Source organism: Marinobacter sp. CHS3-4, from assembly GCF_030053415.1.
Classification (GTDB): Bacteria; Pseudomonadota; Gammaproteobacteria; order Pseudomonadales; family Oleiphilaceae; genus Marinobacter.
On the sequence record NZ_JASGBJ010000002.1, the window covers coordinates 82028 to 106221 of the forward strand.

18 protein-coding genes are annotated in these 24194 nt (G+C 55.1%); 17 read left to right on the forward strand and 1 reads right to left on the reverse strand.

The window, feature by feature from the left end:
* Positions 1 to 256: 256 nt before the first annotated feature.
* The 13 genes from sdhC to rluB all read left to right on the forward strand — a co-directional run bounded on the left by sdhC (position 257) and on the right by rluB (position 15485).
* Positions 257 to 631, forward strand: coding sequence for a succinate dehydrogenase, cytochrome b556 subunit (sdhC, locus tag QLQ17_RS08350; RefSeq protein WP_283209128.1), 375 nt, complete (start codon positions 257 to 259; stop codon positions 629 to 631).
* A complete protein-coding gene (gene sdhD, locus QLQ17_RS08355; protein ID WP_283209129.1) occupies positions 625 to 969 on the forward strand; it encodes a succinate dehydrogenase, hydrophobic membrane anchor protein in 345 nt (114 codons plus the stop codon). The genes sdhC and sdhD overlap by 7 nt, the downstream gene beginning before the upstream one ends.
* A gap of 3 nt (positions 970 to 972) precedes the next feature.
* The gene (gene sdhA / locus QLQ17_RS08360; protein ID WP_283209130.1) at positions 973 to 2745 is read left to right on the forward strand and encodes a succinate dehydrogenase flavoprotein subunit; all 1773 of its coding nucleotides are present in this window, start codon (positions 973 to 975) and stop codon (positions 2743 to 2745) included.
* 14 nt (positions 2746 to 2759) lie between these two features.
* Positions 2760 to 3464, forward strand: coding sequence for a succinate dehydrogenase iron-sulfur subunit (locus QLQ17_RS08365; protein WP_283209131.1), 705 nt, complete (start codon positions 2760 to 2762; stop codon positions 3462 to 3464).
* A gap of 305 nt (positions 3465 to 3769) precedes the next feature.
* A complete protein-coding gene (locus QLQ17_RS08370) occupies positions 3770 to 6607 on the forward strand; it encodes a 2-oxoglutarate dehydrogenase E1 component (protein ID WP_283209132.1) in 2838 nt (945 codons plus the stop codon).
* 25 nt (positions 6608 to 6632) lie between these two features.
* Entirely contained in the window at positions 6633 to 7880 is a 1248-nt protein-coding gene (odhB, locus tag QLQ17_RS08375) for a 2-oxoglutarate dehydrogenase complex dihydrolipoyllysine-residue succinyltransferase (RefSeq protein WP_283209133.1), read from the forward strand.
* Positions 7881 to 7915: 35 nt separating this feature from the next.
* The gene (gene lpdA, locus QLQ17_RS08380; protein WP_283209134.1) at positions 7916 to 9358 is read left to right on the forward strand and encodes a dihydrolipoyl dehydrogenase; all 1443 of its coding nucleotides are present in this window, start codon (positions 7916 to 7918) and stop codon (positions 9356 to 9358) included.
* A 174-nt stretch (positions 9359 to 9532) separates the two neighbouring features.
* Complete coding sequence (sucC, locus tag QLQ17_RS08385) at positions 9533 to 10699, forward strand: ADP-forming succinate--CoA ligase subunit beta (RefSeq protein ID WP_283209135.1); 1167 nt, start codon at positions 9533 to 9535, stop codon at positions 10697 to 10699.
* Positions 10699 to 11571, forward strand: coding sequence for a succinate--CoA ligase subunit alpha (gene sucD / locus QLQ17_RS08390; RefSeq protein ID WP_283209136.1), 873 nt, complete (start codon positions 10699 to 10701; stop codon positions 11569 to 11571). Before sucC ends, sucD begins: the two co-directional genes overlap by 1 nt.
* Positions 11572 to 11722: 151 nt before the next feature.
* The gene (locus QLQ17_RS08395; protein WP_283209137.1) at positions 11723 to 12937 is read left to right on the forward strand and encodes a tryptophan--tRNA ligase; all 1215 of its coding nucleotides are present in this window, start codon (positions 11723 to 11725) and stop codon (positions 12935 to 12937) included.
* Between the two features lie 25 nt (positions 12938 to 12962).
* Positions 12963 to 13802, forward strand: a complete 840-nt coding sequence (locus tag QLQ17_RS08400; RefSeq protein ID WP_283209138.1) for a segregation and condensation protein A — start codon at positions 12963 to 12965, stop codon at positions 13800 to 13802.
* Between the two features lie 38 nt (positions 13803 to 13840).
* A complete protein-coding gene (gene scpB / locus QLQ17_RS08405) occupies positions 13841 to 14476 on the forward strand; it encodes an SMC-Scp complex subunit ScpB (protein WP_283209139.1) in 636 nt (211 codons plus the stop codon).
* A gap of 31 nt (positions 14477 to 14507) precedes the next feature.
* The gene (rluB, locus tag QLQ17_RS08410; RefSeq protein ID WP_283209140.1) at positions 14508 to 15485 is read left to right on the forward strand and encodes a 23S rRNA pseudouridine(2605) synthase RluB; all 978 of its coding nucleotides are present in this window, start codon (positions 14508 to 14510) and stop codon (positions 15483 to 15485) included.
* A 10-nt stretch (positions 15486 to 15495) separates the two neighbouring features.
* Here the strand turns inward: rluB and QLQ17_RS08415 are convergent, their stop codons facing one another.
* On the reverse strand, positions 15496 to 16449 hold the full coding sequence (locus QLQ17_RS08415; RefSeq protein ID WP_349306791.1) for a GGDEF domain-containing protein: 954 nt from the start codon (positions 16447 to 16449) through the stop codon (positions 15496 to 15498).
* 273 nt (positions 16450 to 16722) lie between these two features.
* On the opposite strand from QLQ17_RS08415, the gene QLQ17_RS08420 reads away from it, so the two are divergent.
* The 4 genes from QLQ17_RS08420 to ligA all read left to right on the forward strand — a co-directional run bounded on the left by QLQ17_RS08420 (position 16723) and on the right by ligA (position 24119).
* Positions 16723 to 17406, forward strand: coding sequence for a GntR family transcriptional regulator (locus QLQ17_RS08420; protein WP_283209141.1), 684 nt, complete (start codon positions 16723 to 16725; stop codon positions 17404 to 17406).
* 1 nt (position 17407) lies between these two features.
* A complete protein-coding gene (smc, locus tag QLQ17_RS08425; protein WP_283209142.1) occupies positions 17408 to 20917 on the forward strand; it encodes a chromosome segregation protein SMC in 3510 nt (1169 codons plus the stop codon).
* 119 nt (positions 20918 to 21036) lie between these two features.
* The gene (zipA, locus tag QLQ17_RS08430) at positions 21037 to 22086 is read left to right on the forward strand and encodes a cell division protein ZipA (RefSeq protein ID WP_283209143.1); all 1050 of its coding nucleotides are present in this window, start codon (positions 21037 to 21039) and stop codon (positions 22084 to 22086) included.
* The gene (gene ligA, locus QLQ17_RS08435; RefSeq protein ID WP_283209144.1) at positions 22083 to 24119 is read left to right on the forward strand and encodes an NAD-dependent DNA ligase LigA; all 2037 of its coding nucleotides are present in this window, start codon (positions 22083 to 22085) and stop codon (positions 24117 to 24119) included. The genes zipA and ligA overlap by 4 nt, the downstream gene beginning before the upstream one ends.
* The last annotated feature ends 75 nt before the right edge of the window (positions 24120 to 24194 follow it).

Sequence of the window (24194 nt, forward strand, 5' to 3'; positions counted from 1 at the left end):
GAAAGTGTGAAGCCCTGATTTTACGGGGTTTTGGAACCTTTCGGGTTTGTAATTACCCTGGCTACTCCTTATAATCTCTAGCCCGTAATCGGGGACTCGTCCGGAGCAGCGACAGATTTAAAAGAGCGCAATCCGGTATCCCACCTGAGCCAATCGTGTGTCGGCACCGTAGTCACACACTGATCCTTACTTACCAACCCTCTGCGATCGGATTCGATCCGTTCTGCGGAATCAAAAAAGAGAGTGTGAGAGCGCTGTGAATAGCAAACGACCAGTAAATCTCGATCTCGGCAAGTTTCATTTCCCGCTGCCAGCCATCACGTCCATTTTGCATCGGATCAGCGGCATCATCATTTTTGTTGGTGTTGCGTTCATGCTTTATGGGCTGGACCTTTCCCTCAGTGGAGAGGCAGGCTTCAGTCAGGTCAGTGACTTGCTGGACGGTTTCCTTGCGAAACTGATCACCTGGGGCATTTTGTCTGCCTTGTTGTACCACCTGGTTGCCGGCATCAAGCACCTGTTAATGGATATGGGCATCGGCGAAGAGCTCGAAAGCGGCCGTCTTGCCGCGAAAGCAACGGTCGTTATCTCCGTTATTCTGATTATTCTGGCAGGAGTCTGGGTATGGTAAACAGCGTAACTAACCTCGGCAGGAGCGGTGTTTTTGACTGGCTGGTCCAGCGCGTCACTGCTTACGTACTTGCTCTGTATACGATTTTTTTGATTGGTTTCGCGTTGACGACTGACATTGATTACCAGACCTGGTCTGGTCTGTTCGGTCAAACCTGGTTCCGGATCTTCTCGCTGCTGGCGCTGCTTTCAATTGGCGCCCATGCCTGGGTTGGTTTGTGGACAGTGTCAACGGATTACATCAAAGCCGCTGCGCCGCGGTTCCTGTTTCAGGCAGCGTGCGGGCTGGCAATGTTCGTATACCTGGTTTGGGGTATTCAGATTCTGTGGGGGCTTTAATTAATGGCTAACATCAAGACCATGTCTTACGACGCAATTGTAATTGGCGGCGGCGGTTCTGGCATGCGTGCCGCGCTGCAACTGACCGAATCCGGCGTCAACACTGCGTGTATCACCAAGGTGTTTCCTACCCGCTCGCACACTGTTTCAGCTCAGGGTGGTATCACCTGTGCGATCGCAAGCGCGGATCCTAATGACGATTGGCGCTGGCACATGTATGACACCGTCAAGGGGTCCGATTACATCGCTGACCAGGACGCCGTCGAATACATGTGTTCCGTCGGCCCGCAGGCAGTCTTCGAGCTGGAGCACATGGGGCTTCCGTTCTCCAGAACCGAGCAGGGCCGCATTTATCAGCGTCCGTTTGGTGGTCAGTCAAAGGACTACGGCAAAGGCGGGCAGGCAGCCCGTACGTGTGCGGCTGCAGACCGCACCGGTCATGCGCTTTTGCACACTCTGTATCAGGCGAATATCAAGGGTGGCACGTCCTTCCTGAATGAGTGGTATGCGGTTGATCTGGTGAAGAACAGCAAGGACGAAGTCGTTGGTGTTGTAGCCATCGAGATTGAGACTGGCGAGGTTGCCTACATCAAGTCCAAGGCGACCGTTCTGGCGACTGGCGGCGCTGGCCGCATTTACTCTTCCACGACCAATGCTCTGATCAACACGGGTGATGGCATCGGCATGGCGCTGCGTGCCGGCTTCCCAATGCAGGACATGGAAATGTGGCAGTTCCACCCAACCGGCATCTACGGAGCGGGCACGCTCGTGACAGAGGGTTGCCGGGGTGAGGGCGGTTATCTGATTAATTCCGAGGGCGAGCGCTTCATGGAGCGTTACGCGCCTAACGCCAAAGACCTTGCGGGCCGCGATGTGGTGGCTCGAGCCATGGTTATCGAGATTCTCGAAGGCCGCGGTTGTGGTCCCGACAAGGATCACGTTCTGTTGAAGCTTGACCACCTTGGTGAGGAGACGCTGAATCTTCGTCTGCCAGGTATTTGTGAGCTGTCCCGTACCTTTGCCCATGTGGATCCGGTAAAAGAGCCGGTGCCTGTAGTGCCGACCTGTCACTATATGATGGGGGGTATTCCGACCACCGTCGGCGGTCAGGCTCTGACTCAGGACTCTGACGGCAAAGACAAGCCCATCCCGGGACTGTTTGCCTGTGGTGAGGCCGCATGCGTGTCGGTACACGGTGCGAACCGTCTGGGCGGTAACTCACTGCTGGACCTGGTTGTTTTCGGCCGGTCTGCAGGTCTGTACATTGAGGAACAGCTGCGCGGCGGCTTTGAGGCCGACGGTGCCAGTGAAGAAGACATCAAAAAGGCAATGGCGCGCCTCGACAGGCTGAATTCAGCGTCCGAGGGTGAGAGCGTTGCTGAGGTTCGCAAGGACCTCCAAAGCTGCATGCAGCTTTATTTCGGTGTGTTCCGTGACGGCGAAGCCATGGAAGAGGGCCTCAAGAAGCTTGAAGCCATTGGTGAGCGCGTCAGAAACACCAAGCTGACTGACACCAGCAATGCCTTTAACACGGCGCGAATTGAAGCGTTGGAGTTGGACAACCTGTACGAAGTTGCCTTGTCGACCGCCATTTCCGCCTATGAGCGCAAGGAAAGCCGCGGTGCCCACGCCCGTAACGACTATACAGAGCGTGATGACGACAACTGGCTGAAGCACTCCCTTTATTTCCCGCTTGAAAAGCGGTTGGGTAAGCGGGACGTGAACTTTACGCCTAAGACTGTACCGACCTTCGAACCGAAAGTTCGGACTTATTAAAGGGGGATGTAACAATGTTGGTAAGTGTCTATCGTTACAACCCGGAGGCAGACAACGCGCCCTACATGCAGGACGTGGAAGTTGAGATTCCGGAAGGTAAAGACCTGATGGTTCTGGATGTGCTGAACCTCATCAAGGAACGCGATGAGTCCATGTCCTATCGTCGTTCGTGTCGTGAAGGTGTTTGCGGATCCGACGGTATGAACATGAACGGCAAAAACGGTCTGGCCTGTATTACGCCGCTGTCTGACGTTGTTAAGAAGAACAAGCTGGTTCTACGCCCGCTGCCGGGCCTGCCGGTTATCCGCGATCTGGTCGTGGATATGAGCTTGTTCTATAAGCAGTATGAGAAGATTACGCCGTACCTGATCAACGACAACCCGGCGCCGGCGATCGAGCGTTATCAGTCTCCGGAAGATCGTGAGAAGCTGGATGGGCTCTACGAGTGTATCTTGTGTGCTTGCTGCTCCACGTCCTGCCCATCATTCTGGTGGAACCCGGATAAGTTCATTGGGCCGGCAGGGCTCTTGCAAGCTTATCGCTTCCTAGCGGACAGCCGGGATACAGCGCAAGCTGAACGCCTGGCGAATCTCGATGACCCGTTCAGTGTGTTCCGGTGCCGGGGCATCATGAACTGCGTAAGTGTTTGCCCGAAAGGCCTTAATCCGACACGGGCTATTGGCCACATCCGGGATTTGCTGCTGCAACGGGCAACTTAAGCAGATTTGCACAAAGGGACTATACTGTCCCGTTAAGACGTGTACCCCGAAGGTATGCAATGAAGCATACCTTCAACCAATGGCTTATAGTCTTAAGTCTCGGTGGGGTGCAGACTACGCAAGCCGTGGTCGGGGCCTTCCAGCCTTGCCACGGCTTTTGCTGAGTTAAACTACCGGGGAACGGAGAACATCCACGCTGGATGTGGTGGCCACAGTCGATCCCGTAAAAACCCGTATTGACTGAGATTTACCCCTGGCCGACCATTGTCAGCTCCCCCGCACCAGCCCAAGGTGAGCTATTCAAGATGCATGAAAGCATAATGGAGCAGTTGTGGCAGACTTCCCACTTACAAGGAGGGAATCTCGCCTACGTTGAGCAGCTTTTTGAAACCTACCTGACTGACCCCAACGCCGTTCCAGAAGAATGGCGAAGTTACTTTGACAGACTCCCTAGTGTTGACGGCTATAAAGGCCGGGACGTCAGTCACGAGTCCATCCGTCAGCAGTTCGAGCACATTTCCCGCAATCAGCGCTTTCTGGCCACTGGCGGTGTACCTGCCAGCGCTACTGTCGACGCAGACAAAAAGCAGATCCGGGTACTGCAGCTGATCAACGCCTTTCGTTTTCGTGGGCATCAGCAAGCCAAGCTTGATCCGCTGGGCGTTTGGGAGCGGACGGTAGTTGAAGATCTCAATCCTGAGTTTCATGAGCTCACCGAGGCCGATCAAGATCTTGAGTTTCAGACCGGTTCTCTGAACTTCGGCACTGAAACCATGAAGCTTCGCGACATTGTTGACGGGCTTCGTCAGACCTATTGCGAAAGCATTGGTGCTGAGTACATGCACATCGTTGATACTCGCATCAAGCGTTGGTTCCAGCAGAGAATGGAGCCGGTCAAATCCCGTCCCAAGTTCGAAGCCAAAACGCGAAAGCACCTTCTGGAGCGCCTGACGGCGGCAGAAGGTCTTGAGAAATACCTGGGTTCACGTTACCCCGGCGTCAAACGGTTCGGTCTCGAAGGGGGTGAAAGCCTCATCCCCTGTCTTGATGAACTGATTCAGCGGGCCGGCAGTTACGGCGCCAAAGAAGTTGTTCTGGGCATGGCGCACCGTGGCCGATTGAACGTTTTGGTTAACACCCTGGGCAAAAACCCCAAAGAGCTTTTTGACGAGTTTGAAGGCAAAAAGCTCGCGGATTCCGGTTCTGGCGATGTGAAATACCATCAGGGCTTTTCGTCCAACGTGATGACTGATGGCGGCGAAATTCATCTGGCACTGGCGTTTAATCCCTCTCACCTGGAAATTGTTTCACCCGTGGTCGAAGGATCCGTCAGGGCACGGCAAACACGCCGCGATGACAAAGACGGTGCTCAGTGTGTACCGATCATTATGCACGGTGATGCGGCTTTCGCTGGCCAGGGCGTTGTCATGGAAACCCTGCAGATGTCACAGACACGTGGCTATGGTGTTGGCGGCACGATTCACATCGTGATCAATAACCAGGTGGGCTTTACCACCAGCAAGCAGGAAGATGCGCGGTCAACCGAGTACTGCACAGACGTCGCCAAGATGATTCAGGCGCCGATAATCCACGTTAATGCCGACGATCCCGAGGCTGTATTCTTCGCCACTCAAATGGCAATGGATTATCGCCACGAATTTAAAGAAGACGTGGTGATCGACCTGGTCTGCTACCGTCGCCGCGGCCATAACGAGGCGGACGAGCCGGCGGCTACTCAGCCGCTGATGTATGAAAAAATCCGCAAGCTCAAAACGACTCGGGCGATCTACGTAGACAAGTTGGTCGAAGAGGGCGTGATCACTGAGGAAGAGGCCAAGCAGACCGAGCTTGATTACCGGGATGCCCTGGATAAGGGTGATCACGTGGTTAAATCACTGGTGAAAGAACCCAACAAAGATCTTTATGTAGATTGGACGCCTTATCTGGGTCACGAGTGGACGGCCAAGTGTAAATCCAGTGTCGCCTTGAAGACCATTCAGAAGCTTGGAAAGAAACTGACTTCGTTGCCGGAAGGCTTCAGTATTCAGCGCCAGGTTTCCAAGATCGTCAGCGACCGCGAAAAGATGACGGCCGGGGCGCTGCCGATCAACTGGGGTTACGGCGAAGTGATGGCCTACGCCACCTTGCTGGATGAAGGGCACCCCATCCGTATCACGGGACAGGACGTTGGTCGCGGTACCTTCTCTCACCGTCACGCGGTGCTGCACAACCAGAAGGACGGTTCCACGCACATTGCCCTGGAGCACATTGCTGAAGACCAGCCCAAGTTTGAAATCTACGACTCGCTTCTTTCAGAAGAAGCCGTCATGGCCTTTGAATATGGCTATTCGACAACCTCTCCGAGTGGTCTGGTTGTATGGGAAGCCCAGTTCGGTGACTTTGCCAATGGCGCACAGGTGGTGATTGATCAGTTTCTCACCAGCGGCGAGCACAAGTGGGGCCGTCTGTGCGGTCTGACGCTGCTACTGCCACATGGCTACGAAGGGCAGGGTCCAGAGCACAGTTCTGCCCGGCTCGAGCGCTTCCTGCAACTGTCGGCAGAGCACAACATTCAGGTATGTGTGCCGACCACGCCGTCGCAGGTATTCCATATGCTGCGTCGCCAGGTCAAGCGACCACTGCGTAAGCCTCTTGTTGCTATTACGCCTAAGAGTCTGTTGCGTCACAAAGAGGCGACTTCTGAACTGGACGATTTGACCACCGGCACATTCAAGACAATTCTGCCGGAGAAAGAGCCTTCAGATCCCAAGAACGTGACACGGTTAATTCTGTGTAGCGGGAAGGTGTATTTCGACTTGTTGGAACGCAAGAAGAATGACAACCGCGATGACGTTGTGATCGTGCGCATTGAGCAGCTTTATCCTTTCCCGGGCGACGATCTTGACGAGTTGCTGAGCAAGTACAAGAAGCTCAAGCATGCCGTGTGGTGTCAGGAAGAACCCATGAACCAGGGCGCCTGGTACAGCAGCCAACACCATATGCGCAATGCGTTGCACAGACTCGATCCCAAGCTGTATCTGCAGTATGCCGGTCGCGAAGCCTCTGCTGCGCCTGCTTGTGGTCATATGTCTGTTCACGTGGAAGAGCAGAAAAAACTCGTAAACGACGCTTTTGAAATCTGACGAGCTACCGAACTAAGGATCCGAGATGTCAACTGAAATTAAAGCCCCCGTTTTCCCAGAGTCGGTCGCCGAAGGCACAATCGCGACCTGGCACAAACAGCCAGGCGAGGCCTGTTCGAGAGACGAGCTGATCGTCGATATTGAAACAGACAAGGTTGTGCTGGAAGTTGTTGCCCCGGCTGATGGCGTCATCGAAGAAGTCGTTAAAGGCGAAGGGGATACCGTTGAAAGCGGTGAGGTAATCGGTAAATTCAAGGAAGGCGCTGCTGGCGAGTCGAAGCCTGCGGCCAAAGATGATGGTGGCGCTGAGAAAAAAGAGGCGGCCAGCCAACCAACTGAAAGCTCAAGCGATTCAGGGGCCAAGTCTGGCGAAGCCATTCTTAGCCCGGCTGCTCGAAAGCTCGCAGAAGAGAACGGTGTCGACCCTGAGAGCATCAAGGGCACGGGCAAAGACGGTCGCGTAACCAAAGAAGATGTTCAGAATCATGTAGATGCTGGCAAGTCTTCAAGTGCAGGCTCAGCAGCGCCGGCCTCTGCTGGCGCTATGCCGGAAGTGAACGTGCAGCAGGGCGAGCGCCCTGAGAAGCGTGTTCCCATGACGCGTCTACGCGCCAGCATCGCCAAGCGATTGGTGAACGCCCAGCAGACAGCTGCGATGTTGACCACCTTTAACGAGGTCAACATGGGGCCGGTCATGGAGCTGCGCAAGCAGTATAAAGACAGCTTCGAAAAGCGTCATGGCATCAAGCTCGGCTTCATGTCCTTCTTCGCTAAAGCTGCCACCGAGGCACTCAAGCGCTTCCCCGCTGTTAACGCCTCTATCGATGGCAACGATATGGTCTACCACGGATACCAGGACATCGGCGTGGCTGTTTCCACCGATCGCGGTCTGGTTGTGCCGGTGGTCAGAGATGTCGACGGGCTTGGTCTGGCCGATATCGAGAAGAAAATCGTCGAATACGGTGGGAAGGCGAAAGAAGGTAAACTGGGTATTGAAGAGATGACCGGTGGCACCTTTACCATCACCAATGGTGGCATCTTCGGTTCGCTGATCTCTACGCCAATTCTCAATCCGCCGCAGACGGCTATTCTGGGCATGCACAAGATCCAGGAGCGCCCGATGGCTGTGAACGGCCAGGTTGTGGTGCAGCCGATGATGTATCTCGCGCTGTCTTACGATCACCGCATGATTGACGGTAAAGAGGCAGTGCAGTTCCTGGTAGCGATCAAGGAGATGCTTGAGGATCCAGCGCGCATTCTGCTCGATGTTTAAGCGGTCACTTAACGATTCAGAAAACAGGGTTAACTATGTCTGATAAGTACGATGTCATTGTCATTGGTGCTGGCCCCGGTGGCTATGTGGCTGCAATCAAAGCGGCACAGTTGGGGCTGAAAACTGCTTGTGTGGAATCCTGGACCTCAGAAGACGGGAAAAGCCAGGTACTGGGCGGCACCTGCCTGAACGTGGGCTGTATTCCCTCCAAGGCCTTGCTGGAAATTTCCCATAAATTTGAGGAAGCCAGCCACGATTACGACATGCAGGGCATCATCGCAAAGGATGTGAAGATTGATATCGCCAAGATGATGGAGCGCAAGAGCGGCATCGTTAAGCAGTTGACAGGCGGTATTGGCGGGCTGTTCAAATCCAATGGCGTCACCTCGATTCACGGTCATGGTAAATTGCTCGCCAACCGAAAAGTTGAAGTGACTGACAAGGATGGCAAGGCAACGACTTACGAGGCCGACAACGTCATTCTGGCCAGCGGCTCGAAGCCCATTCAGATTCCGCCTGCGCCGTTTGACGGCGAGTACATTGTGGATTCCGAGGGTGCACTGGAATTCGATGAAGTGCCCAAGCGTCTCGGCATCATCGGTGCCGGTGTGATCGGGCTTGAGCTTGGCAGTGTCTGGGCGCGTCTTGGCAGCGAAGTGACCATGCTGGAGGCTCAGGAGAGCTTTTTGCCGGCGGTGGATCAGCAAGTGGCCAAAGACACTTTGAAGCAGTTCCAGAAGAAAGGGCTGAACATTGTGCTGGGCGCCAGAATGACCGGTGCCGAGGTCAAGCGCAAACTGGTCAATGTCACTTACGAAGACTCCAAGGGCAAGCAGGAGCAGAAGTTCGACAAGCTCATCGTATGTGTTGGCCGCCGCCCGTACACAGACAATTTGCTGGCTGAAGATTCCGGTGTGCAGATGGACGAGCGTGGTTTCATCTACGTAGACGACACCTGCAAGACCGAAGCTCCCGGTGTCTGGGCGATTGGTGATGTGGTTCGCGGGCCGATGCTGGCACACAAAGCCTCTGAAGAGGGCGTGATGGTCGCTGAGCGAATCGCGGGCCACAAGCCTCAGGTCAACTATGATTGCATTCCCAATGTGATCTATACCTTCCCGGAAGTTGCCTGGGTAGGTAAGACCGAAGAAGAGCTGAAATCCGAAGGCGAAGCTTACAAAACGGGTGTATTTCCGTTTGCGGCGAATGGCCGGGCCATGGCAGCCAATGCGGCATCCGGCATGGTCAAGATCATAGCTGACGAAAAGACAGATCGGATTCTGGGTTTCCATGTGGTAGGGCCCCAGGCTTCTGAGATCGTTGCTCAGGGCGTGATTGCCATGGAATTCGGTTCCAGTGCCGAAGATCTTGCATTGACCTGTTTTGCGCACCCGACTCTGTCAGAGTCCGTGCACGAAGCAGCATTGGCGGTCGACAACGGTGCGATTCACGTTGCCAACCGTCGCAAAAAGAAGTAACGCGAGCCAGGAAACAGGGGCGCCAAAGAAGGCGCCCCGATGCGTTGATAACGCCGGGTTTCCGGTTGCGTCCAGAGCGGGCTGAGGTGATCCCCGGTCCGACAACGAGAATTCGCATGACGCGGGTTCATTTCCGTATGTGGTTATCCTCCATCAGAAAGCGGGACGAAAACTATGAATTTGCATGAATATCAGGGCAAGCAGCTGTTCGCTGAATACGGCCTGCCAGTATCGCAGGGCATTGCCTGTGATACGCCAAAGGAAGCAGTAGCAGCTGCTGATGAAATTGGCGGTGACGCCTGGGTTGTGAAGGCACAGGTCCACGCCGGTGGCCGTGGTAAGGCCGGCGGTGTAAAGCTGGTCAAGGATAAAGAAGAAATCCGCGCCTTTGCTGAGCATTGGCTGGGTAAGAACCTCGTTACCTACCAGACGGACGAGCACGGACAGCCAGTCAGCAAGATTCTTGTTGAGTCCCTAACCGACATTGACCAGGAACTGTACCTGGGTGCCGTTGTAGACCGTGGAACCCGTCGCATCGTGTTCATGGCATCTACCGAAGGCGGTGTCGAAATTGAGCAGGTGGCAGAAGAGACACCTGAGAAAATCCTGAAAGCGGAAATTGATCCGCTTGTGGGCGCCCAGCCATACCAGGGCCGTGAACTGGCGTTCAAGCTCGGTCTGGAAGGTAAGCAGATCGGTCAGTTCACCAAGATTTTCCTTGGCCTGGCGAAGCTTTTTGAAGAGCGTGATCTGGCTCTGCTGGAAATCAACCCGCTGGTTATTACGCCTGCCGGTGATTTGCATTGCCTCGACGCCAAGATCGGTGTGGACGGCAACGCGTTGTATCGCCAGAAGAAAATTCAGGAGATGCACGATCCTTCACAGGAAGATTCCCGCGAAGCCGAAGCTGCCAAGTGGGAGCTGAACTATGTAGCGCTGGAAGGCAACATCGGTTGCATGGTTAATGGCGCTGGCCTGGCCATGGGTACCATGGACATCATCAAGCTGTCCGGCGGGCAGCCTGCCAACTTCCTGGATGTTGGTGGCGGTGCGACCAAAGAGCGAGTGTCTGAAGCGTTCAAGATCATCCTGTCCGATGACAACGTTAAGGCGGTTCTGGTTAATATCTTCGGCGGCATCGTTCGCTGCGACATGATTGCTGAAGGCATCATCGGCGCAGTGAAGGAAGTCGGTGTGAAGGTGCCTGTGGTTGTTCGCCTGGAAGGCAACAACGCAGAGAAGGGCACCCAGGTGCTGGCAGACAGCGGCCTGAACATCATTGCAGCGACCAGTCTGGCCAACGCCGCTGAGCAAGTCGTTAAAGCCGCGGAGGGTAAATAATGAGCATCCTGCTGACAAAAGACACCAAGGTTATCTGCCAGGGGTTCACTGGCGCTCAAGGTACCTTCCACTCTGAACAGGCCATTGAGTACGGTACCAAGATGGTTGGCGGCGTCAGCCCCGGCAAGGGCGGCACCGAGCACCTGGGCCTGCCGGTGTTTAATACGGTACGTGAAGCCGTTGAGAAAACTGGCGCCGAAGCCACTGTAATCTACGTTCCGGCACCGTTCTGTAAAGACGCCATCATCGAGGCGGCAGACGCGGGTATTGAGCTGATCGTGTGCATTACCGAAGGCATCCCGACCATCGATATGCTTTATGCCAAAGAGTACGTCGATGCCAAGGGCGTGCGAATGATTGGCCCGAACTGTCCAGGTGTGATCACGCCGGGCGAAAGCAAAATCGGCATTATGCCGGGCCACATTCACAAGCCTGGCAAAGTCGGGATCGTATCCCGTTCAGGTACACTGACCTACGAAGCGGTCAAGCAAACCACTGACTTCGGTTATGGGCAGTCAACCTGTGTGGGCATTGGTGGTGACCCGATTCCGGGCTCCAACTTCATCGACATTCTGCAACTGCTGCAGGAAGACCCTCAGACCGAGGCGATTGTCATGATCGGTGAAATCGGCGGTACGGCAGAAGAGGAGGCCGCAGCCTTCATCAAAGCCAACGTCACCAAGCCCGTGGTGGCTTACATTGCCGGCGTTACGGCGCCTCCGGGCAAGCGTATGGGCCATGCGGGTGCCATCATCTCCGGCGGCAAGGGCACTGCGGATGAAAAGTTCGCGGCCCTGAATGATGCGGGCGTCAAAACCGTTCGCAGCCTTGCCGAGATCGGCGAAGCGCTGAAGAACGCAACTGGCTGGTAACGCAGCTCGTTGACAGTAAGCCCCCGGGTCCGTTTGCCGGACTTCCGGGGGCTTTTTGTTTGCGCGCTTAACGCCGGACCCACATAAGACTATAATGCCCGGTCAGCTTTCATAACGGCTGCTGATCAAATTCTAGAAAGGAGTTCGTGCTTTGAGTTCTGTAGATTCCCAGCAACGGATACTGTCCGGTATGCGCCCCACCGGTAAGCTGCATCTTGGCCATTATCACGGTGTCCTCAAAAACTGGGTGAAGCTTCAGCATGAGTTCGAATGTTTCTTCTTCGTGGCCGACTGGCACGCCCTGACGACTAACTATGACGACCCCAGCGGGATCGAGCAGAGCGTTTGGGATATGGTCATCGACTGGTTGGCCGCCGGTGTCAATCCCGGCTCGTCCACCATGTTTATTCAGTCGAAGGTGCCAGAGCACGCTGAATTACATCTTCTGTTGTCCATGATCACGCCACTGGGTTGGCTGGAGCGGATTCCCACCTACAAGGACCAACAGGAAAAGCTGCGCGAGAAAGACCTGGCCACCTATGGCTTTCTGGGGTACCCGTTGCTGCAAAGCGCGGACATTCTGATGTATCGCGCCGGCCGGGTTCCCGTTGGCGCGGATCAGGTTTCCCACGTTGAGATTACCCGAGAGATCGCCCGCCGGTTTAACCACATCTATGGCCGTGAACCAGGGTTTGAAGAGCAGGCCGAAGGCGCCATCGTCAAGATGGGCAAGAAAAACGCCAAGCTGTATCGCAACTTGAAAAAGCGTTATCAGGAAGAGGGCGATATGGATGCCCTTGAGACCGCTCGGGCACTGCTTAAAGAGCAACAGAACATTTCCCTGGGAGACCGGGAACGTTTGTACGGTTACATTGAGGGTGGCGGCAAGGTCATCCTTCCGGAACCGCAGCCTTTGCTCGCGCCTGATTCAAAAATGCCCGGATTGGATGGGCAAAAAATGTCCAAATCCTACAACAACACCATAGGTTTGCGCGAAGATCCGGATTCGGTATCCCAGAAAGTACGAACCATGCAAACAGACCCTCAACGGGTCCGCCGCACCGATCCGGGCGAGCCTGAAAAATGCCCGGTGTGGGGGCTGCATCAGGTTTACTCTGATAGTGATACTCAGAAATGGGTTCAAACCGGCTGTCGCAGTGCCGGAATTGGCTGCATCGAATGCAAAACTCCGCTGATTGAAGCGATTGTGGAAGAGCAGAAGCCCCTGCATGAGCGGGCTGAAGAGTACGAAAACAATCCGGATCTGGTCAGAGCCATCATTGAAGAGGGCAACGAGCACGCACGGGATGCGGCGCGGGATACCCTTGAGGAAGTCAGGGCCGCGATGGGGTTGAGCTACCGCTAGGCGGTCTAAGGGCTCTGGAGGCGTTATGACCGAAGACACCACAGGACAACCGGCTGCTGAGGACGTCGCGACGGACACTGCTGATGGGCAGTCGCCTTTGGCACTGGTGTCCGGTAAGCCGGTGGTGGACTTGCCTCATGACCTCTACATTCCACCGGACGCATTGGCGGTGTTTCTCGAGGCCTTTGAGGGGCCGCTTGACCTACTGCTGTACCTTATTCGTCGCCATAACATGGACATCCTTGACATTGATGTGAGCGAAATTACGCGTCAATACATGGATTACATCGGCGCTGTTGAGGCGATGAGGTTTGAATTGGCGGCAGAGTACCTCGTCATGGCTGCAACACTTGCTGAGATCAAGTCCCGCATGTTGCTGCCACGGCAGGAAAGTGAGGACGAAGAGGAGATTGACCCCAGGGCCGAACTGATTCGGCGCCTCCAGCAATACGAGAGATTCAAAAAGGCGGCAGAAGACATTGATCAGTTGCCAAGGCAGGAGCGTGACTCGTTTGCCGTTTCCGCGGCTCTGCCCAGTCTCCCTTCCAGTCAATCGCACCCGGATGTCGATCTAAAGGAAATGCTGCTTGCGTTGCGGGGAGTGTTGGCCAGGGCAGACCTTTTTACCAGTCACCATGTGGAAAGGGAGCGGCTCTCAACGCGTGAGCGGATGTCGGCGATTCTGGCCAAATTGAATGATGACCAGTTTGTGAATTTTGAGAGTCTGTTTACGCCCGAAGAGGGAAAGCTGGGAGTTGTGGTCAGTTTTCTCGCGACTCTTGAACTGGTGAAAGAACAACTGATCGAAGTGGTACAGGCCGAGGTATTGGGGCCAATACACGTACGCGCCCGGGCCGTCAGTTAAGCGTGATCAAGGCAATGACATCAGGCTGATTCTTAGTTATGAACGAAGAAAACCTTCTGAAAATTCAGGCGATCACCGAAGCCGCGTTACTCGCAGCTGGCAAACCCATGTCACTGGAACAGCTTCGAGATCTGTTTGATGAAGAGGAGCGCCCAGCCAGGCAGGTGATGGAGCACGTGATGGTCATGCTGGAGTCGGCCTGTGAGGGTCGGGGCTTCGAATTGAAAAAGGTGGCCAGCGGATATCGGCTTCAGGTGCGAGAGGCTTATGCGCATTGGGTAAGCCGTTTGTTCGAGGAAAAACCCCAGCGCTATTCTCGAGCATTGCTGGAAACACTGGCTCTGATTGCCTACCGCCAGCCTATTACACGAAGCGAGATAGAAGACATTCGTGGCGTTACTGTCAGCAGCAATATCATTCGAACGCTCCAGGAGAGAGAATGGGTGAGGATTGTGGGGCACAAAGATGTGCCGGGTCGACCTGCCATGTATGCAACCACCAAACAATTCCTGGATTACTTCAATCTGCAAGGGCTGGATCAGCTGCCACCGCTGTCCGAAATTCGCGATCTGGAAGAAATTGGTCGCGAAATTGAAAAAAACATGCAGGCGGAGATTGAGTTTGAGGCTGAATCTTCACCCGCAGACCCGGATCCAGAGCAGACACTTCACTGACGTTTACGTCAGCCTACTTAAGGATTAAATCATGGCGGCTGATCGCCCCCAGAAACCACGTTCCGCTAAGAAACCGGACGACCAGATGTCGGAATCCAGTGGACCTGAGCGAATTCAAAAATTGCTCGCGCGTGCCGGAGCCGGCTCGCGGCGCGAAGTAGAAGGCTGGATTGAGGCAGGTCGCCTACAGATTAACGGTGAGGTCGTTCAACCTGGCCAGAAGGCTACCGTGAATGATCGAATAGAGCTGGATGGAAAGCGGCTCGAGATTGCCTCGGCTGCTCAGGTTCTGCGCCGTGTGCTGATTTACAACAAGCCAGAAGGTGAAGTGACAACCCGGCGGGACCCCGAGGGGCGCCCCACGGTATTCGATCGTTTGCCGCGACTCCCGGATCATCGTTGGATCGCCATTGGCCGACTGGACATAAACACAACGGGACTGGTGCTGTTCACCACAGATGGCGAGCTAGCCAACCGACTGATGCATCCGTCCCGCCAGATCGATCGTGAATACGCGGTTCGGGTGTTTGGCGAGGTTGATGACGCCATGATTCAGCGCCTGTCTGATGGGGTTTTGCTGGATGACGGCACGGCAAAGTTTACCGACATATCCCAGGCCGGCGGCAAGGGCATCAACCAGTGGTTTCATGTCACCCTGATGGAAGGGCGTAACCGGGAAGTCAGGCGCCTTTGGGAATCCCAGGGCGTAAAGGTCAGTCGGTTGAAGCGGGTTCGATACGGATCTGTGTTTTTACCCAGTCGGCTGACCATGGGCAAGTGGGAAGAGCTGGATCAAAAGGCCGTGGATGCTTTGAGTCGATCTGTGGGACTGGAGCCGGTCGCTATCCCTGCCAAAACGCCGTCCGAACTGAAGGCTCACGACCGCCAACGCAACAAGCAGGCTGCACCTTCCAGACGCAAGCCGGGGACGCCAAAATGGCAGGTGGACAGCCGGGGTAGCGAAGGCAAAAAGCCCGCGGCTAAATCACGCAAGAGAACCGGGCGTTAGGCCCGGAAAATCAGGCGTTTTCCGGCTTCTGAGAGCTTTGTGAAATAGTGGCAAAGATTCGGGTGCAGTTACGTCCCTCTGCTTTTGCCTGATACAGCGCATCGTCTGCTCTGGTTAACCACTGGTCAGCGCTTTCGTCCTTCGCTCTCATGGCGATGCCACAGCTGATGGTCACCCCAATGGTGGTTTCGCCACAGTTCACCTGAATTGTGGACACGAAATCTCGAATCCGGTCAGCGACGCCTCTGGCTTCGGTCTCATTGGTGTGAGGCAGAAGAATCGCAAACTCTTCGCCGCCGAAGCGGTAGACCTCGTCTGAATTCCGAATGGCTTTCTGTATTTCCTGTGCCGCTAATTGGAGTACATGATCGCCGATCACATGACCATGCTGATCGTTGATCGTTTTGAAATAATCCAGATCACATAGTATCAACGAGTGATTCTGACCATGCCGATCGCCAAGCGAGGTTGTGCGGTTCATGCTGTCATCCATGGCACGCTTGTTCGGAATACCGGTCAGTGGATCGGTTAGTGCGGCTTGCTCAACCGCAATGAACCGACAGGCATTCCGGATAGGACAGATGGCTGCGCCAAGCATCAGCTCAATGCCCTCCAGTTCCTTTTCAGAGAATTTTTTCCGGCGGCTAAAGGTAAGCATTCCGTAAAACTGACCTTCCAGGTTCAGTCGATACTCGCAACGGTGGGGCCCGCCCATGCCTGTTGCGTAAACAAAATCTCTGGCGGCGATTTTGTGTCGGTACGTCATGCAATCGATGGGTACAACGGAACCCAGCTCTTCAGCCAGAATGCCCATCTGAGTTTCCAGGCTTAACGTGGTTGAAAGCCTGCGCGTGATCAGAGTCAGAACGTCCGGCGACTCTTTCCAGGCCTCGTGGGATTGCATCAGCATCGCCAGCTTGTGAGAGGTCGTTGTCGGTGTCGGAATAGTAGGAATCTGTTTCACGGGATTCAGCCTTTTCGGTATTTGGAGGCTGTTTAAGCATGTATCTTGCCAATATTCATAAAATCAATTAAAACATATATATAAATACGTAACCTCAAGCTAACTATTATAAATAAATGGGGTGTGCCGCCCCCAGCGCCAAAAATCTGGCAAGACATTTCCGCCCGGTGAAATGGACCGAAAATCAGCTTAAAAGGATTGGGCTGACCTTCGCCTGTGATAAACTTCGGAGCTTTACTCTCAGACGTCGATTGAAAGGGATCATTCAGAAATATGAGGTTTCAGGCCCCGGAAAGTTTGTCCGAGCAAATTGCCCAGCATCTGGGGCAGCGCATTGTTACAGGGGATCTGGCTCCCGGCGCGCGCATCCAGGAGCTGAAGGTATCTGGGGAGCTGAACGTCAGTCGTGGTTCCGTTCGCGAGGCATTACTGATACTTCAAAGGCGTCACCTCGTTGAGATTTTCCCGCGCCGAGGGGCCGTGGTCTCTCGCCTTAGCCCAGAATTGGTCAACAGTCTGTATGACATCTACATCGATCTGCTCTGCATGCTGGGCCGAAAGGTGCTGGAACGCTGGTCCGGGCCTGAGCTGACCGGCGTGATGGGTCAGGTTCGCGAATTACAGACGGTGATTGATGCCCTCAATTCCACCGGCGGGGATGCGGCAGAGCAGGTCATCGACGCTGGCTTCGGTGTTATGAGATACGCCTATGATCTGGTGGAGAACCCGTTCCTCGAAGAAACGCTGGAGAATTTCAAGCCAGCGATCAGCCGCACCTATTTCGTGGCACTCGAAAACTTCAGGGGCGAAATGGAGGCTACCGCGAATTTTTTCCGTCAACTGGCAGAAGCGGCTACATCGGACGACGCTGCAAGACTCGAGCAGGTTATCCGGGAATTTGGCGAACATCAGCGGCACCAGGTGCTGAGCATTCTTGAGACAGGAGTAGAAGCCTGATATGCGCCTCAAGTCCATCAAGCTGGCAGGGTTCAAGTCCTTCGTAGACCCGACCACCGTTCCTTTCCCCAGCAACATGACGTCGGTTGTTGGGCCCAACGGCTGCGGGAAATCGAACATCATTGACGCGGTTCGCTGGGTGATGGGCGAAAGCTCTGCGAAGTATCTGCGCGGCGAATCCATGACGGACGTCATCTTCAATGGATCCAGCGCCCGCAAGCCGGTAGGTCAGGCCTCTATAGAACTCGTCTTTGACAACAGCGATGGCTCCGCTCCGGGCGAGTTCGCCCGTTTTACCGAAATTTCGGTGCGTCGGAGGGTCTCGAGAGAGGGTCAGTCGGAATATTTCCTGAATGGGTCAAAATGTCGTCGCCGTGACATCACCGATCTCTTTCTGGGTACCGGCCTTGGCCCGCGCAGCTACGCCATCATCGAGCAGGGGATGATTTCGCGCCTGATTGAAGCGAAACCCGAAGAATTGCGCGTATACATCGAAGAAGCTGCCGGCATCTCCAAGTACAAAGAGCGTCGCAAGGAAACGGAGAACCGTATCCGCCGTACCCAGGAAAACCTCGAACGCCTGACCGATCTGCGCGACGAGCTTGGGCGCCAGCTCCAACACCTGGAACGCCAGGCCGAAGCGGCCGAGAAATACAAAGCCTACAAACAGGAAGAGCGTCAAAAGAAGGCAGAACTGACGGTTTTGCGCTGGCAGTCTTTGGATAAAGAGCTTCAGGCATCCAAAAATCTCATCCGAGATACGGAACTCGAGCTGGAAAAGCATCTGACGGAGCGCGTAAACCTGGAAACGTCGCTCGAAGCTCTGCGAGAGCAGCATCAGGACCGAAACGAGCATTTCAATCGTGCCCAGGCAAATTATTACGAAGCCGGTGCAGACATCGCTCGAGTTGAACAAAGTGTTGAGCACCAGAAAGAGCGGAGTCGGCAAACCGCCGCGGAGCTCGATCAGGCGCTGGCCAACCAGCGTGAATTGGCGCAGGAACTTGAGCAGGATCAGCGGAAACTTTCCTCAATTCAGGAGGAACTGGATCAGCTGGAGCCGGAACAGGAAACATTGACGTTAAGGTCTGAAGAATCGGGCGAACAGCTTCAGCAGGCTGAGGACGCCATGAGCGAATGGCAGCACCAGTGGGAAGAGTTCAGTGCCAGGGCTTCCGATGCGCGGCGTCAGGCGGAGCTTTCGCAATCCCGAATCCAGTCACTGGACACCGCCATTGAACAACTGCGAAACCGTCAACAGCGCATGTCTGATGAAAAGTCGTTGCTGGAAGAGCAGCTGGATCGCGCCGAGCTGGATGCGATGCTGGAACAGCAGGCTGAACTGGAGTTGAAGCGAGAAGAGGCCGCCGAGCGAATCAGCACACTGCAGGAAGAGTTTCAGGAAGCCAGACAACAGCAACGTGAGGCTGAGAGCGTTGCTGGGGAGGCACGTCAGGACGTCCAGAGCCTTAAGGCGTCGCTAGAATCCCAGCAGGCGTTGCTGGATGAACAAATGGGCAGTGACAATGAATCCCTGAGTGAGTGGTTATCAGACCATAGCCTGGGCGAGAAGGACCGTCTTGCAAAAACGCTGGACATCGAGGATGGCTGGGAGTTCGCCGCGGAACAGGTGATTGGACGATTCACTCAGGGCCTGTCTGTTCCCGGTTTCGACAGCCTGAAAGACTCATTGGTGGCCGCTCCTCGAGGTCTTGCGATCGTGGGGAGTGGAAACGATGCTGAAGCTCAGGCTGGCACCCAGGCATCCGGTACTCTGGCGTCAAAAGTAAGCGGCGCAGGTGGTTTAGCGCTATCACTGGCACAGGTAACCACCGCAAACAGTTTGCAAGAGGCCCTTGAAAAGCAGGCAGGCCTCGGCGCCGGGCAGAGTGTGATCACCCGGGAAGGTGCCTGGCTTGCCAGGGACTGGATTTTGATGCCGGAGTCTGAATCGTCACACGTTGGCGTGATTGAGCGTCAGAAAAAGGTCAATGAATTGGCCAGTGACCTGGACGCCGCTGAATCCAGGCTGCAATCGGCGGAGGCTCGGCTCGAGCAGGCGCTCGAAACAGCCGAGAAAGCAGACCATGCCAGAGAAAACGCACAGGCACAGCTTTCTGAAGTGGATCGCGAGGCCTCCGATCTCTCTTCCCGTGTGAGTGGATTAAAAGCGCGCGCTGAGCAAATAGAAGACCGCTTGCATCGCATCAGTGAAGACATGAGCGACGTTAGCCTGCAACTGGAGGAGCAGCAGGAGCAGCTGCTGGAAGCGCGAGAGGAATGGCAGGAAGCGCTGGCCTCGACAGAGACCAGCGATGAGGAAAAAGAAACGTTGCTGGAGCGTAGGGATACCCTGCGGGAAAACCTTGATAACCTTCGTCAGGCGGCCAGACACGACCGCGACAGGGCGCACCAGTTACAGCTTCAGTTGCAATCGCTGCACAGCCAGAGAGATGGGCTGAAACAAACCCTTGACCGGATGGAGCTGCAGCGGGAGCGGCTTGAGGAACGTCTGGAGTTTCTCCGGGAGAGCCGTGAAACCGCTGAAGAGCCCATCGAGGACCTCAAGATGCAGTTGGAGGGTCTTTTGGAACGCCGCTTGGCTGAGGAACAAAAGCTGTCCGAAGCGCGCGATTCACTTGAGGACATCGATCGCCAGGTTCGTGAAAAGGAGCAGGGGCGCAGTCGCATCGAGCAGCAGATCCAGGAAGTCAGGGCCAGGCTTGAGAAATCAAAAATGGAGTCCCAGGCTACAGAAATCCGCGCAGCCCAGCATCTGGAACAGCTTGAAGAGCTGGATGTGCAGTTGAGCGAGGTTGTCGAATCCTTGCCTGATGGCGCGACAGAGAAAGCCTGGTCGGACGATATGGAAAAGATTGCTGGTCGAATTCAACGGCTAGGGGCGATCAACCTGGCAGCGATCGAGGAGTTTCAGGTTCAGAGTGAGCGTAAGCAGTATCTGGATAGCCAGAACGAAGATCTGCTTGAGGCACTGGAAACTCTGGATAATGCCATCCGCAAGATTGACCGCGAGACACGACAACGGTTCAAAGAAACCTTTGACAAGGTGAATGGAGGACTCCAGGCGCTGTTCCCGAAAGTGTTTGGCGGTGGCAACGCCTATCTGGAACTGACGGGTGAAGACCTGCTGGAGACCGGTGTGGCCATCATGGCCAGGCCTCCGGGCAAGAAGAACAGCACCATTCACCTGTTATCGGGCGGTGAAAAGGCTCTGACGGCTATCGCGCTGGTGTTCTCGATTTTCCAGCTGAACCCGGCGCCTTTCTGTATGCTCGACGAAGTGGATGCCCCGCTGGACGATGCCAACGTTGGTCGTTACGCCAACATGGTGAAGGAAATGTCCAAGCAGGTTCAGTTCATTTACATCACGCACAACAAAATTGCGATGGAAATGGCCGACCAGTTGATGGGTGTCACCATGCATGAACCGGGGTGCTCCCGATTGGTGTCGGTGGATGTAGATGAAGCCGCTGCATTGGCGGACGCCTGATCAGGCGCGTCTCAGAGGTAGATGACAAAACGGCCATCCTGGCCCCAAAGCGTTGTATTCAAACCAGCGTTTTCATAGAGTAACAGCGTTGTAGATATCGCAAACAGGACAGCAGAACTATGTCTCTTCGGGAATGGTTAATTGCCATTGGCACCATCGTGATTATCGGCGTGGTGATTGATGGCATCCGGCGTATGCGCCGGGCTCGGAAGGAATCGGTGGCCATTTCGTCCGGAATGGGGGCCGATGATCTGGATGGGTCCCCGCTGGACGACGAATATAACCCCGAACTGCCGAATGGCGGTGCCAGAACGATCTCCCGTGACACCCTTGAAGACCGGGGTTACGTGAAACCGGAAAGATCCAGATTCGGCAAACCTTCTCAAAAGCCGACTCGTCCCGTGGTTGACTCCTCGTCGACGCAGGAATCCGTGGATGAGCCGGAAGAATCGCCGTCTGAACATTTTTCTGCCTCTCGTGACGACGGCGATGTGTCGATAGAAACGGGATGGGGTGCCGGTGATGACTCGTCGTTGGATGGCGATGACGGCGTTCTTGGCAAAGCTCGCGTTGTAGGTGCAGCCGGTGAGCGCAGTCATCCGGATTCAGAGCCTGCCGAGATGCCGCAGACTGGCGTGCCGCCGGTTGTCACCACTGAAGTGGAAGAGGACACAGCATCTCGCAAACCAGTAGAAAGCAAATCTGACCAGCCTCTTGCCGGCGCGAATCGGCCAGACGCCAGAGAAGTGGTGGTCATCAACGTACTGTCGAAGAACGGTGAGCCATTTAACGGCGAAAAACTGAAGGCGCTGTTTGAAGCCTGTGGCCTGGAACACGGTGACCTGGACATCTACCACAGGCACGAAGACGCCGACACATACAGCCCGGTTCAGTTCAGTGTGGCTAGCGCGGTCGAGCCGGGAACGTTCAAACCACATGATATGGCGACCCTGTCTACCCCGGGCATCAGCTTTTTTATGAGTATGCCGGGGCCGTCGAACTCACTGCAGGCCTTCGAGTTCATGCTCGAAACTGCCCAGTGCGTTGTGCGCAATCTTGGTGGCGAATTGAAAGATGAACGGCGCAGCGTCATGACGGCGCAGACAATCGAGCATTGTCGTCAGCGTATCCGCGAGTTTGAACGAAAGCAGCGCTCCCCTGGAAAATGACAGACCAACCTACCACCTCTACGGTACATCGGGCTGAAGAGCTTCGTCGTTTGCTGGCGGATTACAACTACCAGTACTACGTCCTTGATGAGCCGACCGTTCCTGATTCCGAGTACGACCGGCTGTTCAGAGAGCTGCAGCAGCTGGAAAACGATTATCCTGATTTGCGGACTGCAGACTCGCCGACACGAAGGGTAGGCGGGGCGGCGGAGACCTCATTCGCGCCGGTAACCCACCGGATTCCGATGCTGTCTCTGGATAATGCCTTCTCTGACGATGAGCTCAGAGATTTTGATCGTCGGGTTCGTGACAGGCTGGTTTATGAGCAGGATGTCGAGTACGTTTGCGAGCCCAAGCTCGATGGTCTGGCTGTTAGTCTGCATTACGAGAATGGAATCCTGGAACGTGCCGCCACTCGCGGCGATGGACAGACTGGGGAGGATATAACAGAAAATATCCGGACCATTCCGTCGGTTCCCCTGAGGCTCAGAGGTAAGTCGGTGCCAGAACGGGTCGAAGTCAGGGGAGAGGTATACATGCCCAAAGCTGGATTCGAACGTCTTAACAAGACTCTGTCAGCCAAGGGCGAAAAGACCTTTGTTAATCCCCGCAATGCGGCTGCAGGTAGCCTGCGCCAGAAGAAACCGTCGGTTACTGCAAAACGCCCTCTCGAAATGTGCGCCTACAGCATGGCTCTTGAGGATGAAGCAGACCTTCCGTCGACACACTGGGAAGGACTTCAGCGCGTTAAAAACTGGGGCTTCAGAACGAATCCTGAAATGCGGCGGGTTACCGGCGTCGAAGCCTGTCTTGATGCGTACCATGATTTGCTGGAGAAACGGAACGATCTGCCTTACGAGATAGACGGCATCGTTTTCAAGGTAAACAGCATGGAGCTCCAGGAAACGCTCGGTTTTGTTTCCCGGGCGCCGAGATGGGCGATTGCCCAGAAATTTCCGGCTCAGGAAGAGCTGACCGTGGTGGAAGGGGTCGAGTTTCAGGTAGGCCGAACAGGCGCCATTACCCCCGTCGCGCGCCTCAAGCCCGTTTTTGTAGGCGGCGTTACGGTCAGCAACGCTACGTTGCACAACATGGATGAGATCGCCCGCCTGGACGTCAGGATTGGCGACACCGTATTTGTGCGCCGCGCAGGCGATGTCATTCCCCAGGTTGTAAAGGTGTTGATTGAACGCCGCCCTGACACGGCTGAAGTGGTAACTCTTCCCCCTGACTGCCCGGTATGCCATTCAGACATCGTTCAAATCGACGGGGAGGCAGTTGCACGCTGCTCTGGCGGGCTGTTCTGTCCTGCCCAGCGAAAAGAAGCGATCCGCCACTACGCCTCTCGTAAAGCGCTGGATATAGAGGGGCTGGGAGACAAGTGGATTGATATCCTGGTAGACCGGGAACTGGTATCAACCGTTGCCGATCTTTACCTGCTCAAGAAATCGGATCTGACAGGTCTGGAGCGGATGGGCGACAAATCCGCCGACAATCTGATCAAGGCGATCGACAGCGCACGAAAGCCTGTGCTGTGGAAATTTCTCTACGCACTCGGCATTCGTGAAGTGGGCGAGGCGACGGCCAAAGCGATCGCCAGTCATTTTGGAACGCTGGAAGCCATCAGTGAAGCCTCTGAAGAGTCTTTGCAGTCTGTACCTGATGTCGGTCCCATCGTTGCCGGACACATTCGTAGCTTCTTCGAACAGCCGCACAATAACGAGACCCTAGAGGCTCTGAAAAACGCGGGGGTAGAGTGGCAGAGTGAAGACGTTCTGCCTGCGCAGGAACAACCGCTGAAGGGCGAAACCTGGGTGCTTACTGGATCGTTGTCGACCATGACTCGCGATCAGGCCAAAGCCCATCTTGAAAGTCTGGGGGCAAAAGTGGCTGGTAGTGTGTCAGCAAAGACGTCTTGTGTCGTGGCTGGTGAATCGGCCGGCTCCAAATTGGCAAAGGCAGAGAAGCTCAATGTGCCAGTGCTGGATGAGCAGGAATTTACCGATCTGTTGTCTGAACATGGGATAGCCTAGTCATCCCGCCTCCGGTCGTGATCAGAATCTGAGAACTCGCGCAGATCCCCCTTTCTGTAAATTGATTACCATAAG